A 14004-nucleotide genomic window follows, 5' to 3' on the forward strand; every position below is an offset into this window, starting at 1 on the left:
GCGCAGCTGGCGCACGCGCCGCGCGTGCAGGGCGCGTTCCTGCTTGACCACCGAGCGCAGCGCCGCCATGTACCACACCGTCAGCGCAATCGTGACCGCCGGTGCGGCCCAGGCCCAGCCGCTGACCACGAACGCGATGACCACGGCGATCACAGCGGCGACGATCAGGCCGAGCAACGTGCGCTGGCGGCGCTTGAACCGATCCGCGCGGGCGGCGTGCTCGCGCTCCGGGTCCCAGCCGCCGCGGCCCCGACGGTTCTGCGCGAACGCGATTTCGTCGGCGGTCAGTTCGGAGCGATCCTCAACGGGCTCGGTCTCTACCTCCTCCGGCTCAGCAATCGGGGCCTCGGCGTCTACGGCCGGCTGCTCGTCGGCGTAGCCGTAGTCACCCGGAGAGGCGTAGGAGGCGTCGACCTCGTAGTGGTCCTGCTCGATGTCCTCAACAGGCTCAGACCCAGACTCAGCCTCAGCCTGGAGAACCGAGAGGGCGGTGGAACCCGACGCGGCGGGCTGCTCCTCCTCGACGACGACCTCGCCGTCGATGTGTTCCTGCTCGGGCTCGTCGACACGCAGGCTAATCGCGGTGGAGCCACCGGTACTGGCCAGCGGCGCCGCTTCAGCCTCGACGACCTCGTAGTCTGCCTCAGCGGAGTTGTCGTGGCGGTGCACGTCGGCTGCCGAAAGTTTGGGCCGGCGGCGCTGCACCACCGGCTCGCTGCCGCCGGCATGCAGCACGCGGGTGGCGTCGTATCCGTCGCCGGAGTGGCGGATTGGCTTGTTGTTGCCCATGACGATCGGGGCCAGGACGATCACCCAGACGACGATGATCAGCACGATGATGAGGCTGAGGCTGCCCATGCGGGGAGGCCACCTTTCTTGCAGCGGGTGTAAACAGTTGAATCGGGGTCTAAGGTTATCGGCCCGAAACCTCTGTCACCTTCAGCCACGCCGAACCCTGCCCTCGGCGATCAACCGAGCGACGGCTGTTGAGGGGTAGTCGTCCGCATTAAGTGCGACGAAGTGGTGGTCGCGCCACTGCCCGTCGATGTGCAGGTTGCGGCGCATGTATCCCTCCTGTCGGTAGCCGTTGGCGACAAGCACTTTGCCCGAGGCCGGGTTGTCGGGCAGGTAGGTCGCGGTCACCCGGTGCATGCCGACGCGCTCGAAGGCGTGGTCGGTGCCGAGCGCGCAGGCGGCCGTCGCCACGCCGCGGCCCATGAAGGCCGAGTGGACCCAGTACCCGATCCAACACTCGGAGACCGACCCGTGCTGGATGTTGCCTAGCGTGACTTGGCCGGCGAAGCGGCCGTCGAGCTCGATGACCAGCGGCACGACAACCCCGTCGAGGGCGAGTCGGCGCAGGTTGGAGTAAGTGGACCGCCAGGCGCTGCGGGTGTGCGCCGCCGCCCAGGAGGTCGGCACCGTCGGCTCGACGGGTTTGAGCCAGCGCTCGTCTGCGATGCGGTAGCGCACCCAGTCGAAGCCGTCGCCGGAGCGCAGCGCGCGCAGCCGCAGGCAGGCGCCGTCTTCCAGGCACACTGCTGGCGTCGCTTCCGGCCACCCGGGGTGGAACCCGCCCGAGCCGAGGCCGAGGAACTCAAGCATGGCGCGCTACCGCTGCTGCAGGAACTCGACGTCGACGAGGTCGCCGGGGCGGACCTCGGTGACGTCGTCCGGGATGCGGATCAGCGCGTTTGCTTCCGCGAAACCGGCCAGCAGGTGCGCGGGTGCGCCCTCGGCGCCGCTGAGCGGCTGGACGAGGTAGTTACCGGTTTCCGCGTCGCGCATGAGGCGGCCGCGCACAAGCCCGAGGCGGCCGGCGAGCGAATCGATGGGCCCGAGCGAGCGGGCCTGGATGCTGCGGCGCGTCGGAGTCGCCTTGCCCAAGGACTGCCGAATCGCCGGGCGGATCAGCGTCTCGAAGATCACCAGCGAGCTCACCGCGTTCGTCGGTAGCAGAAATACCGGCACCCGCTCCTCGCCCACCAGCCCGAAACCCTGGACCGAACCGGGGTGCATGGCCACACGCGTAGTGTCGATCTCGCCGAGCTCGCGCAACACCTGTTGCAGCGGCGCCGCCGAGCTTCCCCCGACGGCGCCGGTGATGATGAGCAATTCGCTTCTCGACGCCTGGTGGGCGATCGTTTCCCTCAGCCCGCGCGGCTCAGCGTTGATAATCCCGGCGCGGGTCACCGTTGCCCCCGCTTCCTGCGCTGCCGCCGCGACCGCGTAGGAGGCCACGTCGTAGACCTGCCCGAGGCCGGGGTCGCGCTCAATGTCGACGAGCTCGAGACCGTAGGCCATCACGGTCACGCGGGGGCGCGGGTACACCAGCACCTTGTTGCGGCCGGCGGCGGCGAGCAGGCCGATTTGGGCCGGGCCGATCACCATTCCCTGGCGCACGGCAACGTCGCCGGGTTGAATGTCGTCGCCCGCCTTGCGCACGAAATCGCCGGTGCGCACGGGGCGGGAAGGGGTTACTCGCTTGCGGCCGCGATCGCTCCACTGCAGCGGCAGGACGGCGTCGGCAAGCGTGGGAAGCGGCGCGCCCGTGGCCACCTTCACCGCCTGCTTCGGCTGCAGGCGCAGCGGCTTCTGCGAGCCAGCCGCCACCTCGCCGACCACGGGCAGGGAACGCTCGACGGGCTGGTCCGCGCCGACGGAGGAGCCCAGCGCCACACCCCCGCCGACGTCGACCGCGCGCACCGCGTAGCCGTCGACCGCCGCCTGGGCGAACCCAGGAAGTGGACTGGAGGCGGCGACCTCTTCCGCGCACATCATGCCGAGCGCATCGGTAATGGAGACCCGGATCGGCTCCGGCATCAGCGCAGAGTCGACCACCATCGCCAGCTGCTGCTCCACGCTGCGCATAGCCGTGGACGGGGTGGGGGGTGTCGCACTCATGGTGGAAGACTACATTTCAGCTTCGTATTCGCGCAGAATCGCTTTGATGGCGGTATAGAGCGCCGGGCCGTATTTCTCGTCGCGCAGGCCGAAGTCGACGTTGGCGGGGATGTAGCCCGCCGGGTTGCCCAGGTCGTGGCGCTTACCGTCGTGCACGACCACGTGGACGGGGTGGCCTTCCTCGATCATCAGGGCGATGGCGTCGGTAAGCTGCAGCTCCCCGCCCTTGCCGGGGGTGATGCGGCGCAGCGCGTCGAAGATGCCGCGGTCGAGCAGGTAGCGCCCCGTGGCCACGAGCGTCGAGGGGGCTTCTTCCTTGGCGGGCTTTTCCACCATGCCGCGGACCCTTTTCACCTCGAACCCGTCGAACTCGGCGTCGATGTCCTCGATGTCGAACACGCCATAGTTGAACACTTCGTCGGGGGTGACGTTGAACGCGCACAACACGGAGCCGCCGAGTTCGGCGCGCACCTGGGCCATCTTCTCCATTACGCCGCCCGGCAGCACGAGGTCGTCGGGAAGCATCACGGCGACGACGTCTTCGTCTTCGTCGAGGGCCGACTCAGCGCAGCCCACCGCGTGCCCGAGGCCGAGCGGCTTGTCCTGTACGACCGCGACGGCGTCGATCAACTTGGCAGCGCGCGCAACCTTTTCCACCTGGGCGGTCTTGCCGCGTTCGGCGAGCGTTTCGCAGAGGTTGTCGAACTGACCGAAGTGGCGCATGATCTCCTGCTTCTCGGGAGCGGTGATGATCGCGAGCCGCGTCGCGCCGGCTTGGGCCGCCTCTTCTGCGATGAGCTCAATGCCGGGTGTGTCGACCACGGGCAAAAGCTCCTTCGGGACCGTCTTCGTCGCTGGCAGAAACCTAGTGCCCAGACCGGCCGCGGGTACGACTACGGTCCTGATCCCGCACGCGGGGCGTTCGCTGGATGTACGCATATGAAAGGAGCATACCCGCGCGTGATGCGTCAATCGCGAGCGACCCCGAGCGTTTCCGCTGTGTCACAATACGCCCATGACGCTCAAGCACCAGATGCGCGAGGAGCATCAGGCTTATCGACGCCACCTGCGCGCCCGCCCCGAACTCAAGCGCGATCTCGACCGCGCGATCTCGAACCATGCAGTGCGCTACCTTAAAGCAACTGGTGGCGGAAACGCCGCCGCCTACCACCCGCTGGCCTCCGAGCCGGGCGGCGCTAGTTTCGTCGCCGCGCTGGCCGAGGCGTGCCGCGCGCTGTTTCTCCCGATCTCACTGGCCGACGGGGTCCTCGGCTGGACACCGTACACGGCGGCGCTCGTGCCCGGGGCGCTGGGCATTTCCGAGCCGTCCGGCGCGCGTTTTAACTCCGCGGTGTTGCGTTCCTGCAGCGCCATTGTCGTGCCCGCGCTCGCCGTGGACCGCTCCGGGATGCGCCTGGGCAAGGGTGCCGGCTACTACGACCGCGCGCTTGCCGGCCTGGAGGTGCCCACCGTCGCCGTCGTCTACGCCCGCGAGCTTGTCGACGCTGTCCCGCACGCCCCCCACGACATCCCCGTCGACGCGGTCATCACTGAGGAGGGCATCCTTGAGTTGACCTAGTTGCTGAGCCAGTCCAGGGAACCGGCGGGGTCTGCGAGCAGTCAGATAAGGGTGTGAAAGACGCATCCAGCCTGTTTCAGACCCTGCGCGAGCCCGGCTACCGGCGCAGCGTGGCACTTCGGCGCGCCCTAGCCGCGGCGCTGCTCGTCGCCGCACTCATGAGCGCGGCGGTTAGTCGTGGCGCGGACCCGATGGTGCTGGCGTTTGCGCAACCGGCTTCCGCTGGCGACGTACTCGAGCCCTCCCACCTGCAGCTGCGCCGGTTCCCCGCCGACGCGGTCCCCGACAATGCCCTCACGGACATCGACGCCGCAACAGGCCAGATCCTCGCCGCTGCAGCATCGCGCGGCGAGGTGGTCACCTCGACGCGGCTTGTCGGGCCGGACTTAGCGTCCGAGCTCGTCGGCGAGCAGGCCCCGGAGGCCTTCTCTCTGGTTCCCGTCGCGCTCGCGGAGCCCGACATCATCCCGATGCTGCACCACGGTGCAACAGTGAGCGTGGTGACCATGTCACCGGACGGCGCGCAGCCGCGCACGATCGCCACCGGCGCAAAAGTCGTTGTCGCGGGCGCGGAAGAGGGCACGGTGATGCTTCTTCTCCCGAACACGCAAGCGGCTGCTGTCGCCGCAGCATCGCTGGCGACACCGTTAACGGTGGTGCTAGGCGGAACCTGATCGATTGTGTGTCTAGGATATGTTCCATGCTCAAATGATTTAAAGAATTCATTATGCGTGGCAACGTCATCGACCTCGCGGTCGGTGTCGTTATCGGCTCCGCCTTCACCGCAATCGTGACCGCGTTCTCAACCAACATTATCAACCCGCTCATCTCCGTTCTCGGCGGGGCGGAGTTCGGATTCGGCTACGCCCTCATCGCCGGCAACCCCGAGACCCGGCTCAACTTCGGCGCGCTGCTCACCGCCGTGATCAACTTCCTGCTCATCGCGGCCGTGGTGTACTTCTTCATCGTCGCACCGATGAACAAGCTCGACGAGGTGCAGTAGCGCCGGCGCGGCATCAGCGGCTCGGAACCCGCCCCGACCGATGTCGAGCTGCTGACCGAGATCCGCGACCTGCTCGCGGAGAGCAAGGGCCCCACTGAGTTGCCGCCCACTCAGCTGCCGTAGTGCGGCGGGCGCTCGTCTTCCAGGTACTCAAGTTCACTTAGCGGGGGCGCGGCGTCTTCATCAAAGACAACAAACTGGTCGTCGTCACGCGGCCGCAGCACGACAGTGTCAGCGCTTCGGTCGTACTCCACATCAGCGGTGCGCTTCGCGCGCCGCCTTTTTCGTTGCGGTTCGGGCACGGGATTTACACGCTGTACTTGTTCAAGTCCGCGATCAGGTGGGAAACGAGAGGTCGGAAGGTGGACACCCCGTCGCGGATCGCCTCTCGGCTCGCCGCCAGGTTCAACACCACAGTCGAGCCCGACACCCCGCAAATGCCACGTGAGGTGGCGGCGTCCAACGCGCCGCAGACCTGACCGGAGGAGCGGATCGCCTGGCCGACGCCCGGAACCATCTTGTCGATCACGGCGCGGGTCGCCTCCGGCGTCTTGTCACGCGGACCGACCCCGGTGCCGCCGACGGTTAAGACCAAGTCGACGCCGCCGACCACGCCGGTCTCAATGGCCTTTCGGATGTCCGATTTCTTGGATTTGACGCGCACGACAGCATCGACGAGGAAACCCGCCTCCGCGAGCAGCTCGCCGACGAGCTTGTGCGTGTCGTCCGCCGGGTCGTCGTAGCGGTGGTCCGATACCAACACGACGAGCGCGCACGGCGGAACCGGGGCGTTGTTTTCGCGTTCAGTCGCGATGAGGAAAGCATCGTCCGGTTCGCGCAATTCCAGTGCGTCCAATGCGTTCGGCATGGGCTTTCCCCTTCTGTTGATCCTTCTACAAGGCCCCGGCGGGCGGTGTGCAGATATGAACTTACTCCGAACTCAGTGTCACATCTACCGTTCTGGGATCCGGGTCCCCCTCGGAGCGAACTTCCAAGGTCACAGTCTCGCCGAAGTCTCGCGATCGGGTGGCCGCGATCAGCGCGTCAGCCGAATCGATGGGGCGGTCGTTGAGTCGGGTGATCACGTCGCCCCCCTTGATGCCGGCGGCGTCGGCGGGGCTGCCCGGCTCCACCGCGGCCACGGCCGCCCCGTTCGTCGGGTCGACGATACTGACCTGGACACCGAGCATCGGCTGGCGGGCCTCGCCCGTGTCAATCAGCTGCTTGGCCACGCGCTGCGCGAAGTTCGCCGGGATGGCGAAGCCGAGACCGATGGAGCCGGCAGCGCCCTGCGGTCCGGATGCCATCGATGCGATGACCGAGTTCATGCCCACGAGGTTGCCGTTCATGTCTACGAGCGGACCGCCCGAGTTGCCGGGGTTGATCGCTGCGTCGGTTTGGATTCCGTCCATCAGCGAGCTCTCCCCTCCCCCCTGCGCGGCGCGCACTGGGCGGTTCAGGGCCGAGACGATGCCGCTGGTCACCGTCGCGGAGAAGCCGAGCGGGGAGCCTACGGCGACAACTTCCTGGCCCACGCGCAGTTCGTTCGAGTCGCCGAAGCGGATGACGGGAAGGTTTTCCACGCCTTCGATCTTGAGCACGCCGACGTCGGTGTTGACGTCGGAGGCGACGTAGGTCGCCGGGTGCGTGGTGCCGTCGTTAAGCGTGACGGCGACCTCGGCGCCCTCTGCTCCCTCAGCGATGACGTGGTGGTTGGTGAGTACGTAGCCGTCCGCGGAAATGATCGAGCCCGACCCTTCGGCGCTGCCGCGCTGCGAATTGACGCTGATCGACACGACTGCCGGCAGGACCGTGGCGGCGACCTCCTCGACCGACCCCTCCGGCGCGGGCGCGTTATCGGTGGCGGGCTCGGCGTCGAGCGTGTCGCTGACGTAGGACTGGTTGTTTATGCCGGAGATTGTTCCGGCGGCGAAACCCGCGCCGGCACCGGCGAGCAGCGAGGTAATGAGCGCAATTGCGATGACGGGGCGGCGGCGCGGCTCGGGGCGGGGCTCAGCAGTGCTGACCTGGTAGACACCCTGGGGCGGTACGGGATTGTTCATAGCGAGATATTGTGCACCCGTCACCTGTGGCGCTTCTGCGTTGGGCGAAGCGTCGAGCGTAACACTTCCTGAACGTTTCCTGAATGCCAAAACCGGGCACGCAGCAGCGGATACCCGGTTGAGGAGAGGTGGAGCTTTAGCTTAGAACTGCTCGACGTCGATCAGACCAGCCTGAGCGGCCTTGACCAGGCGGCGCGGGATGCGCACCTCCTGGCCGTCAATCTTGACGGTCTGCAGGTCGGGGTTGTCGGCCTTCCACTGGGAGCGGCGCGAGTGCGTGTTGGCGCGGGACTTACGGAATTTCTGTACAGCCATGGTGTGTTTTCCTCCTTCGACCTGTTAGTTCTTAGTTCGCGGACTTCTTCTTGCGGCGGGCCATGCCACCGAAGCGCTGGTTGAACTTCTCGACGCGGCCGGCAGTGTCCATGAGACGCTGCGCGCCGGTCCAGAACGGGTGCGACTCGGAGGTCACATCAACGACGATGAGCGGGTACTCGTTGCCGTCTTCCCACTGCTCGGTGCGATCGGAGGTCATCGTGGAGCGGGTCAGGAACTTGTTTCCCGTGTTACCGTCCTGGATGATCACCGGATGGTAATCCGGGTGAATGTCATTCTTCATGTTCGGATTCGTCTCCCTCAGGATTGAACTACAGGTCGGTTCCGCGCGGCTATTCGTTAGGCGGATCGTGCCTGAGTTGGGTGCGAAAATGGTCGTGGTCCAACAAAGGTCCAACAGGCGCTGGACAACTCGAAATATCCTACATGTCACGAGCGAGCCGGCCTAATTGCTTGAAGCTTGTCGACGAGCCGGTGCATCACGATCTCCACCGGGCCCCGCGAGAAGCGGCGCAACCACAGACTGCTCGCCGCCATTAACCCGAGGCAGATCAGCGCGTAAATGCCGAGCACGGGCAGCGTCTGACCTTCACCGGAGGTGACGCGCGCAAGCCCCAGGCCGAAGTCGTAGAACACGATAGACGCGATGATGTTTTGGAGGATGTAGCAGCTCAACGCGGTGCGTCCGACGTTGGCGAAGGCCTTCCCCACAGCGCCGAGGCGGTTGCCGCGGCGGACGTAGAATGCCGCGACCAGTGCCAGGACACCAAAGGCGACGATGGCGGAGGTAACGTACCGGGTAGTCATCGCCGCGGCGGACGTCGCAAACAGGCGCAGGCCCCAGTCCAGCGGGAGGCCGAAGCCCAGGCCCACAATCAGCACCTTGCGGCGCAGATCCGCGCGGGCGGGATCAAACAGCCCGGCGCGGTAGAGGCGCGCGCCGATGATGAAAATGCCCAGCCCCATCATGAACATGATCGGGATCTCGAGGCGGCCGTCCACGAAGTGGCTCACGCGGTGCTGCACCATTGCCCAGTAGTTGTCGGTGGGCACACCCAGCTGCATCATGTCCTCGGGCGCATCCTGCCCGCGGTCTGGCATGGCGGAGCTAAAGAAAGCGACGAGGGCGTCGAGGGCGACGATCGCGCCGACGTGCACGGTCAAAGCCACCCACATGAAGATCTTCTGCACCCGCTCGCTGCGCGCCAGGATCGGTGCGACGGCGAGGGCCGTGAGCCCGTAGCCCATGAGCACGTCGAATTCGAAGACGAAAATGTAGTTGATCAGACCCTCGACGGTGAGCAGCCCGGCGCGCCAGTAATAACCACCGGGCCAGCGTTGGCCGCGGCGTTCGGCCGACTGACGCTGAATCTCGAGCCCGATGCCGAACATGATGGTGAGCAGGCCGAGGAACTTGCCGTCCGTGATCAGGTGCAGCACGGCGTTGATCACGACGTCCACGCTGGGGTTGGAACCAACCTCGCGCGCCAACGTGAAGTTGACGTCGCCGAATAGCGCCTCCATGGTCAGGGACTTCTCACCTGCGGCGGACGCGGAAAAGATCCAGATGTTGGTGGCGAGGGTGCCGAGAATTGCGATGCCGCGGGCGACGTCAAGTCCGACATGGCGCGCACCAGAAAGTGCGGTTGTACTCATGTGTGTGACGCTACGGCGCATAACGGGAGCCCCGAAAGTGCCCACGGTCATGATTTTCACCGTCCGACACCATGGCGACGTAGATTATGAGCCATGCACGCCGCCGCACAGACTTCCTCGGTGTTCTTTCTGCGCTTCCTGGACTATTTCTGCATCCTGTTCGTCGCGCTGCTGTTGAATTCGGCTGCCCTCACCACGGCGCGGCTCGCCCCGCTCGGTGCGTCTCTCGCCGTCTTCCTCGGCGCGTGGGTGCTGTGGCGGTTCATCCCCTCCCCCGCCAGCGCCGTCGCGGTGGCAGCGACGAGCACCATCGTCTTAGCGGTCGGTGACAACGCGCTCAGCGTGATGGGCCTATGGCTCGGCTTCGCGGCCCTTGCGCCCTCACTCGGTGACACCGCCTCGCGCGTCTTCGCCATCATCCCCGTTGTCGTCATCGTCGCACTTCACCTTCGGGCCGGCAGCGATTCCGCAAAGATCCTCATCGAGTTAGTCGCCGCTTGTGTGGTGGCCGTCGCCGGCGTGGCGCTGGGGCGGACGGTGAACCAGATTTTCGCCAGCGAGGAGGCGCTGCGCGCCGCCAATGTCAGGGTCCGCGAATTCACGCTGGCGCAGGAGCGCCATCGTTTGGCGACCAGTCTCCACGACAACCTGGGGCACCGTCTGACCATCATCGCGTACGGCATCGACGCGGTCGGCCGCATCATGCCCACCAAGCCCGATGCGGCCGCGGAGGAGCTGCGCACCCTGCGCGGGCACGTTTCCGCGGCTCTGGAGTCGATGCGCACCACCGTTCGTGCAATCACTCCACTTGAGCTTGTCGACGGCGACCTGACCGCAACGTGTCGCCAGCTCGCCGCGTGGTTTCAGGGAACAGGGGTAAAAATCACACTCGACAGCTCTCTGCGCACCCCGCCGCCGGAGGAGGTGGCCACCCTCGCCCTTGTCTTTGTGCAAGAGGCGCTGACGAACGTCGTGCGCCACGCGGGCGCGGACACCGCCATGATCACGCTCAGCGACACCGCGGTCAGCGTCGCCGACGACGGATCGGGAAACGACACACCACCCGGCTTTGGCATCACCTCCCTGAAGGAGCGCGCCGAGAAAATCGGCGGCAGTGTCGCCTCCGAGGCGCACGGCGGCATCGACGGTGGGTTCCGTATCACACTGCGTTTTCCCGTGGCAGGGGGTGCGCGGTGAAGACAACACCGATTCGGGCGTTGCTCATCGACGACCACGAAATGCTGCTGCGCGGCTTGCGCCTGATCTTCGACACCATCGACGGCATCGACATTGTCGCGGCAACGACCGCGGGGGCTGAAGCGCTGACGCTCGCCCGCGAGCACCGGGTCGACATCATCATCACTGACGCCGCGATGCCCGGGGTCGACGGGTTGGGCGTCGTCAAGCAATGCGCGCCCGAATTTCCCGTGCTGGTGCTCACCACCTTCGACGACGCCTCGCTGGTTTCGGCGCTGCTGAGCGCGGGGGCCGCGGGCTACATTCTCAAAGACGTCGCACCGGAGCAGTTCGCGCGCGCCATCGCAGACGCGGCGGCCGGCGGGCTGGTGCTCGACCCGCGGATCGCGAGGTTCGCCCGCGAAGCCCCGACCAACGAGCTCGCCATCTTGACGCGCGCCGAACGCGGCGTGGCGAAACTGATCGCGCAGGGCAAAACCAACCAGGAGATCGCGGCGCAGCTCCACCTGGCGGAGGGAACCGTGAAGAACCACGTGTCGCGGATCCTGGGCAAAGTTGGTGCGCGCGACCGCACGCTACTAGCGCTGCGGCTGTCCGGATCGCTGCGTGGTAGCGATTAGGAAAACAGCCCCCGAAACTGTAATGTTGACTCTCGCTGTTGTCGAAGTACACGTTTACGCCTGCGTCAACCGATTGCTACCTCACCCCCTCACAGGTAATCAGCGCGTGGGCGGCAGAAGAGAAAGAAGTCAACCCATGTCGGCATATTGCCAGGTCACGGGACGTCAGCCGTCGTTCGGCAAGACCGTCTCGCACTCGCACCGCCGCCACTCCCGCCGTTGGAACCCCAACGTGCAGAAGAAGCGGTTCTACCTGCCCTCCGAGGGCCGTACCATTACCCTGAACGTTTCCACCAAGGGTCTCAAGATCATCGACCGTGACGGCATCGAGTCCGTCGTGGCGTCCATCCGGGCACGAGGTGAGAAGATCTAATGGCACGTAACGATATCCGCCCGATCATCAAACTTAAGAGCACCGCGGGCACCGGGTTCACCTACGTGACCCGTAAGAACAAGCGCAACAACCCGGATCGCATCACGCTGAAGAAGTACGACCCGGTTGTTCGCAAGCACGTCGAATTCCGCGAGGAGCGATAATTTATGGCTAAGAAGTCAAAGATCGCCAAGAACGAGCAGCGCAAGGAGATCGTCGCCCGCTACGCAGAGCGCCGCGCTGAGCTCAAGGCAATCATCCGCAATGCAGAGACGTCCGATGAGGACCGTCTCGAGGCTCAGTTCGAGCTCAACCGCCAGCCCCGCGACGCTTCCCCGTCGCGCGTGCGCAACCGTGACTCGCACGATGGTCGCCCCCGTGGCTACCTCCGCAAGTTCGGCCTGTCCCGTGTCCGCATGCGCGAGATGGCTCACCGTGGTGAGCTTCCGGGCGTCCGTAAGTCCTCGTGGTAAGGAGGAGCCAAAACTATGAAGCGTGGAAATAACCAGCGCAAGCAGCGCATGGAGCAGTCCCGTCGCCCGAAGAAGAACCCGCTCAAGGCCGAAGGCATTGAGAAGGTCGATTACAAGGACGTCAAGACGCTGCGCCTGTTCATCTCGGATCGCCACAAGATCCGTTCCCGCCGCGTCACGGGCCTGACCCCGCAGCAGCAGCGCCAGGTCGCTACCGCTGTGAAGAATGCCCGCGAGATGGCTCTCCTGCCGTTCACCAGCCGTTAAGGCCCGGTTGACAACAGCAGCGTAGGGTCTACTCGGCTCTTGAAGGCGCCCGCCCCCTTGGGGGTGGGTGCCTTCTTCTACTCCCCATCCCGCTACGGTTAGAATCTTAAACATGTCTGGATCCGTGGGTCGCCCCCGCAAGAATCGTCCACGTCGCAGAGGAAAAACCGCCCGCGACGAGATTCTCGACGCTTCTTCCGAGCTGTTCACAGTGCAAGGTTTCGCTACGACGTCGACCCACCAGATCGCGGACGCAGTGGGGATCCGCCAGGCGTCGTTGTACTACCACTTCCCGTCGAAGACGGAGATCTTTTTGACCCTGCTCATGGGCACCGTGCAACCGGCCCTGGATCTCGCTCAGGACCTTGCTGAGATGGACGAGTCCCCCGCGTTAAAGCTGTGGGCCCTCGTCGCCGCGGAGACGCGTATTTTGCTGTCATCGAATTGGAACATCGGCCGCCTGTACCAGCTGCCCGTGGCGAATTCGGAGGAGTTCCACGACTACCACGATGCGCGCCGCTCGCTCGAGGACGTCTTCCGTGACCTCGCCGCCCAGCTCGTCGGCGATGACGATCCGCGCATCGAGCTTCCTTTCCAGATGACCCTCGCCGCGATCGAACTGCGCGACAACACGGGCAAGGCGCCTTACCCGCTTGTTGACGACGCACTGCCCGCACCGTCCGTGATGATCGCTGACGCCGTACTCGACGTGCTGCACGCAGACCTGCCGGCGAACCGGGGGATACGCACCCTGGACTTGGTGGCCAAGGTGCGCGACGAGCCTGTGGTCGGTGCGCGCGACTAACAGGCTGCGGTCGGTAGGGCGTCGAGAAGCGGGCGCAGTTCTGCCGCGACCGCGTCGGCCATGGCTTGCGCGCTCGCGTACTCTCCCGTTGCCGGGATGACCGTCAGCGCGAGGGCTACATCGTTTCCGCGGGTGTTTGTCACGCGCGCCACCTGCCGGACCTGGTAGCCACCGCTAGGCGACGGCCCCCAGCCCCCCTTCAGCCTGGCGCCCGGCAGCTGCCCCAGACCATATGCTTGATCCGGGCTGACGTTGCCCATCAGCTCGAGCACGTCCTTGGCGCCGGCAACGCACGCCAAATGTCCGGCGAGCGTCGCCTCCTGGCTGGCTGATAGCGCAGTCTGGCCGAAGGTTGAGAACTCCGTGCGGATGGGCAGCGTGTTGACGCTCGCGTCCACCCCGGCATCCGCCAGCACCTGGTTGACATCGCCGGGCGTGACGAGCGCCCACAAGCTTTCCGCTGCGACGTTGTCGGAGTTGTGAATCGCTGCCGGGGCGTAGAGCTGCGCCTGGTCGGGCGCTACGCGAGTAGCCGCGACGGCGATCGGCACCTTGATTGTCGACCACGCCGGGTACGCGCCGTCGTCTCCGCCCGAAATAACGCCGTCCGCACCGGCTACCGCGATGCCGACGGAGCCCCCGAAAACCGAGACCACGCTGCGGGCTACGGCGTCCAGCTCGTTTCCCGCCGTAGTTGCCGGTTCAGGAGCAGTTTCGGACATTGCGGG

At 65.8% G+C, this 14004-nt stretch carries 20 protein-coding genes and 1 pseudogene; 10 read left to right on the forward strand and 11 right to left on the reverse strand.

Translation table 11 applies throughout. The features are described 5' to 3' along the window. The 4 genes from sepX to HMPREF0298_RS09990 all read right to left on the reverse strand — a co-directional run. On the reverse strand, positions 1-858 hold an 858-nt coding region (gene sepX, locus HMPREF0298_RS12480), incomplete at its 3' end, for a divisome protein SepX/GlpR (RefSeq protein WP_006841056.1). Positions 859-939: 81 nt separating this feature from the next. Next, positions 940-1605, reverse strand: coding sequence for a GNAT family N-acetyltransferase (locus HMPREF0298_RS09980; protein ID WP_006841057.1), 666 nt, complete (start codon positions 1603-1605; stop codon positions 940-942). A gap of 6 nt (positions 1606-1611) precedes the next feature. Further along, the gene (glp, locus tag HMPREF0298_RS09985) at positions 1612-2871 is read right to left on the reverse strand and encodes a molybdotransferase-like divisome protein Glp (RefSeq protein ID WP_006841058.1); all 1260 of its coding nucleotides are present in this window, start codon (positions 2869-2871) and stop codon (positions 1612-1614) included. Positions 2872-2913: 42 nt separating this feature from the next. Beyond that, positions 2914-3843 carry a UTP--glucose-1-phosphate uridylyltransferase gene (locus HMPREF0298_RS09990; RefSeq protein WP_006841059.1) on the reverse strand — a complete coding sequence of 310 codons (930 nt, stop codon included), beginning with the start codon at positions 3841-3843 and terminating at the stop codon, positions 2914-2916. A 76-nt stretch (positions 3844-3919) separates the two neighbouring features. Here HMPREF0298_RS09990 and HMPREF0298_RS09995 point away from each other — a divergent pair, with 76 nt between their 5' ends. The 3 genes and pseudogenes from HMPREF0298_RS09995 to mscL all read left to right on the forward strand — a co-directional run bounded on the left by HMPREF0298_RS09995 (position 3920) and on the right by mscL (position 5609). Continuing rightward, positions 3920-4483, forward strand: coding sequence for a 5-formyltetrahydrofolate cyclo-ligase (locus HMPREF0298_RS09995; RefSeq protein ID WP_006841060.1), 564 nt, complete (start codon positions 3920-3922; stop codon positions 4481-4483). 53 nt (positions 4484-4536) lie between these two features. Continuing rightward, positions 4537-5157: an SAF domain-containing protein gene (locus HMPREF0298_RS10000; protein WP_006841061.1), complete on the forward strand. Its 621-nt coding sequence runs from the start codon at positions 4537-4539 to the stop codon at positions 5155-5157. A gap of 50 nt (positions 5158-5207) precedes the next feature. Further along, positions 5208-5609 (forward strand): annotated as a pseudogene (gene mscL, locus HMPREF0298_RS10005) (large conductance mechanosensitive channel protein MscL). Here mscL and HMPREF0298_RS12295 read toward each other — a convergent pair. The 6 genes from HMPREF0298_RS12295 to HMPREF0298_RS10030 form a co-directional block, all read right to left on the reverse strand. Next, the gene (locus HMPREF0298_RS12295) at positions 5597-5788 is read right to left on the reverse strand and encodes a hypothetical protein (protein ID WP_157464464.1); all 192 of its coding nucleotides are present in this window, start codon (positions 5786-5788) and stop codon (positions 5597-5599) included. The pseudogene mscL and the gene HMPREF0298_RS12295 sit on opposite strands and share 13 nt — an antisense overlap. 5 nt (positions 5789-5793) lie before the next feature. After that, the gene (locus HMPREF0298_RS10010) at positions 5794-6354 is read right to left on the reverse strand and encodes a MogA/MoaB family molybdenum cofactor biosynthesis protein (RefSeq protein ID WP_006841064.1); all 561 of its coding nucleotides are present in this window, start codon (positions 6352-6354) and stop codon (positions 5794-5796) included. Positions 6355-6415: 61 nt separating this feature from the next. Beyond that, positions 6416-7549 carry a S1C family serine protease gene (locus tag HMPREF0298_RS10015; protein WP_083789560.1) on the reverse strand — a complete coding sequence of 378 codons (1134 nt, stop codon included), beginning with the start codon at positions 7547-7549 and terminating at the stop codon, positions 6416-6418. Between the two features lie 141 nt (positions 7550-7690). After that, a complete protein-coding gene (gene rpmF / locus HMPREF0298_RS10020) occupies positions 7691-7864 on the reverse strand; it encodes a 50S ribosomal protein L32 (RefSeq protein ID WP_006841066.1) in 174 nt (57 codons plus the stop codon). Positions 7865-7895: 31 nt separating this feature from the next. Further along, positions 7896-8168 carry a type B 50S ribosomal protein L31 gene (locus HMPREF0298_RS10025; protein ID WP_006841067.1) on the reverse strand — a complete coding sequence of 91 codons (273 nt, stop codon included), beginning with the start codon at positions 8166-8168 and terminating at the stop codon, positions 7896-7898. Positions 8169-8314: 146 nt separating this feature from the next. Continuing rightward, positions 8315-9541 carry a DUF418 domain-containing protein gene (locus tag HMPREF0298_RS10030; RefSeq protein ID WP_169304981.1) on the reverse strand — a complete coding sequence of 409 codons (1227 nt, stop codon included), beginning with the start codon at positions 9539-9541 and terminating at the stop codon, positions 8315-8317. A gap of 93 nt (positions 9542-9634) precedes the next feature. Here HMPREF0298_RS10030 and HMPREF0298_RS10035 point away from each other — a divergent pair, with 93 nt between their 5' ends. The 7 genes from HMPREF0298_RS10035 to HMPREF0298_RS10065 all read left to right on the forward strand — a co-directional run bounded on the left by HMPREF0298_RS10035 (position 9635) and on the right by HMPREF0298_RS10065 (position 13276). Continuing rightward, positions 9635-10738 (forward strand): sensor histidine kinase, encoded by a 1104-nt coding sequence (locus HMPREF0298_RS10035; protein ID WP_006841069.1) that lies wholly within the window; start codon positions 9635-9637, stop codon positions 10736-10738. Continuing rightward, a complete protein-coding gene (locus tag HMPREF0298_RS10040) occupies positions 10735-11358 on the forward strand; it encodes a response regulator (RefSeq protein WP_006841070.1) in 624 nt (207 codons plus the stop codon). The genes HMPREF0298_RS10035 and HMPREF0298_RS10040 overlap by 4 nt, the downstream gene beginning before the upstream one ends. A gap of 136 nt (positions 11359-11494) precedes the next feature. After that, positions 11495-11731, forward strand: coding sequence for a 50S ribosomal protein L28 (gene rpmB, locus HMPREF0298_RS10045; protein ID WP_006841071.1), 237 nt, complete (start codon positions 11495-11497; stop codon positions 11729-11731). Next, positions 11731-11895 carry a 50S ribosomal protein L33 gene (gene rpmG / locus HMPREF0298_RS10050; protein ID WP_006841072.1) on the forward strand — a complete coding sequence of 55 codons (165 nt, stop codon included), beginning with the start codon at positions 11731-11733 and terminating at the stop codon, positions 11893-11895. The genes rpmB and rpmG overlap by 1 nt, the downstream gene beginning before the upstream one ends. 3 nt (positions 11896-11898) lie before the next feature. After that, positions 11899-12204, forward strand: coding sequence for a 30S ribosomal protein S14 (gene rpsN / locus HMPREF0298_RS10055; protein WP_006841073.1), 306 nt, complete (start codon positions 11899-11901; stop codon positions 12202-12204). Positions 12205-12219: 15 nt separating this feature from the next. Next, positions 12220-12471, forward strand: coding sequence for a 30S ribosomal protein S18 (gene rpsR, locus HMPREF0298_RS10060; protein WP_006841074.1), 252 nt, complete (start codon positions 12220-12222; stop codon positions 12469-12471). 112 nt (positions 12472-12583) lie between these two features. Next, positions 12584-13276, forward strand: a complete 693-nt coding sequence (locus tag HMPREF0298_RS10065) for a TetR/AcrR family transcriptional regulator (protein ID WP_040423106.1) — start codon at positions 12584-12586, stop codon at positions 13274-13276. Here HMPREF0298_RS10065 and HMPREF0298_RS10070 read toward each other — a convergent pair. Then, the gene (locus tag HMPREF0298_RS10070) at positions 13273-13998 is read right to left on the reverse strand and encodes a class A beta-lactamase-related serine hydrolase (protein WP_245527490.1); all 726 of its coding nucleotides are present in this window, start codon (positions 13996-13998) and stop codon (positions 13273-13275) included. The two genes, HMPREF0298_RS10065 and HMPREF0298_RS10070, sit on opposite strands and share 4 nt — an antisense overlap. Positions 13999-14004 lie beyond the last annotated feature (6 nt).

It is taken from the genome of Corynebacterium lipophiloflavum DSM 44291 (genome assembly GCF_000159635.1).
In the GTDB taxonomy this organism is placed as follows: Bacteria; Actinomycetota; Actinomycetes; order Mycobacteriales; family Mycobacteriaceae; genus Corynebacterium; species Corynebacterium lipophiloflavum.

Bases quoted from the DNA above. Each gene is read 5' to 3' on its own strand.
- HMPREF0298_RS09980 (WP_006841057.1), bottom strand. From the start codon at position 1,605: ATGCTTGAGTTCCTCGGCCTCGGCTCGGGCGGGTTCCACCCCGGGTGG.
- glp (WP_006841058.1), bottom strand. From the start codon at position 2,871: ATGCGCAGCGTGGAGCAGCAGCTGGCGATGGTGGTCGACTCTGCGCTG.
- HMPREF0298_RS09990 (WP_006841059.1), bottom strand. From the start codon at position 3,843: ATGCGTACATCCAGCGAACGCCCCGCGTGCGGGATCAGGACCGTAGTC.
- HMPREF0298_RS09995 (WP_006841060.1), top strand. From the start codon at position 3,920: ATGACGCTCAAGCACCAGATGCGCGAGGAGCATCAGGCTTATCGACGC.
- HMPREF0298_RS10010 (WP_006841064.1), bottom strand. From the start codon at position 6,354: ATGCCGAACGCATTGGACGCACTGGAATTGCGCGAACCGGACGATGCT.
- HMPREF0298_RS10015 (WP_083789560.1), bottom strand. From the start codon at position 7,549: ATGAACAATCCCGTACCGCCCCAGGGTGTCTACCAGGTCAGCACTGCT.
- rpmF (WP_006841066.1), bottom strand. From the start codon at position 7,864: ATGGCTGTACAGAAATTCCGTAAGTCCCGCGCCAACACGCACTCGCGC.
- HMPREF0298_RS10025 (WP_006841067.1), bottom strand. From the start codon at position 8,168: ATGAAGAATGACATTCACCCGGATTACCATCCGGTGATCATCCAGGAC.
- HMPREF0298_RS10030 (WP_169304981.1), bottom strand. From the start codon at position 9,541: ATGAGTACAACCGCACTTTCTGGTGCGCGCCATGTCGGACTTGACGTC.
- HMPREF0298_RS10035 (WP_006841069.1), top strand. From the start codon at position 9,635: ATGCACGCCGCCGCACAGACTTCCTCGGTGTTCTTTCTGCGCTTCCTG.
- rpmB (WP_006841071.1), top strand. From the start codon at position 11,495: ATGTCGGCATATTGCCAGGTCACGGGACGTCAGCCGTCGTTCGGCAAG.
- rpmG (WP_006841072.1), top strand. From the start codon at position 11,731: ATGGCACGTAACGATATCCGCCCGATCATCAAACTTAAGAGCACCGCG.
- rpsN (WP_006841073.1), top strand. From the start codon at position 11,899: ATGGCTAAGAAGTCAAAGATCGCCAAGAACGAGCAGCGCAAGGAGATC.
- rpsR (WP_006841074.1), top strand. From the start codon at position 12,220: ATGAAGCGTGGAAATAACCAGCGCAAGCAGCGCATGGAGCAGTCCCGT.
- HMPREF0298_RS10065 (WP_040423106.1), top strand. From the start codon at position 12,584: ATGTCTGGATCCGTGGGTCGCCCCCGCAAGAATCGTCCACGTCGCAGA.
- HMPREF0298_RS10070 (WP_245527490.1), bottom strand. From the start codon at position 13,998: ATGTCCGAAACTGCTCCTGAACCGGCAACTACGGCGGGAAACGAGCTG.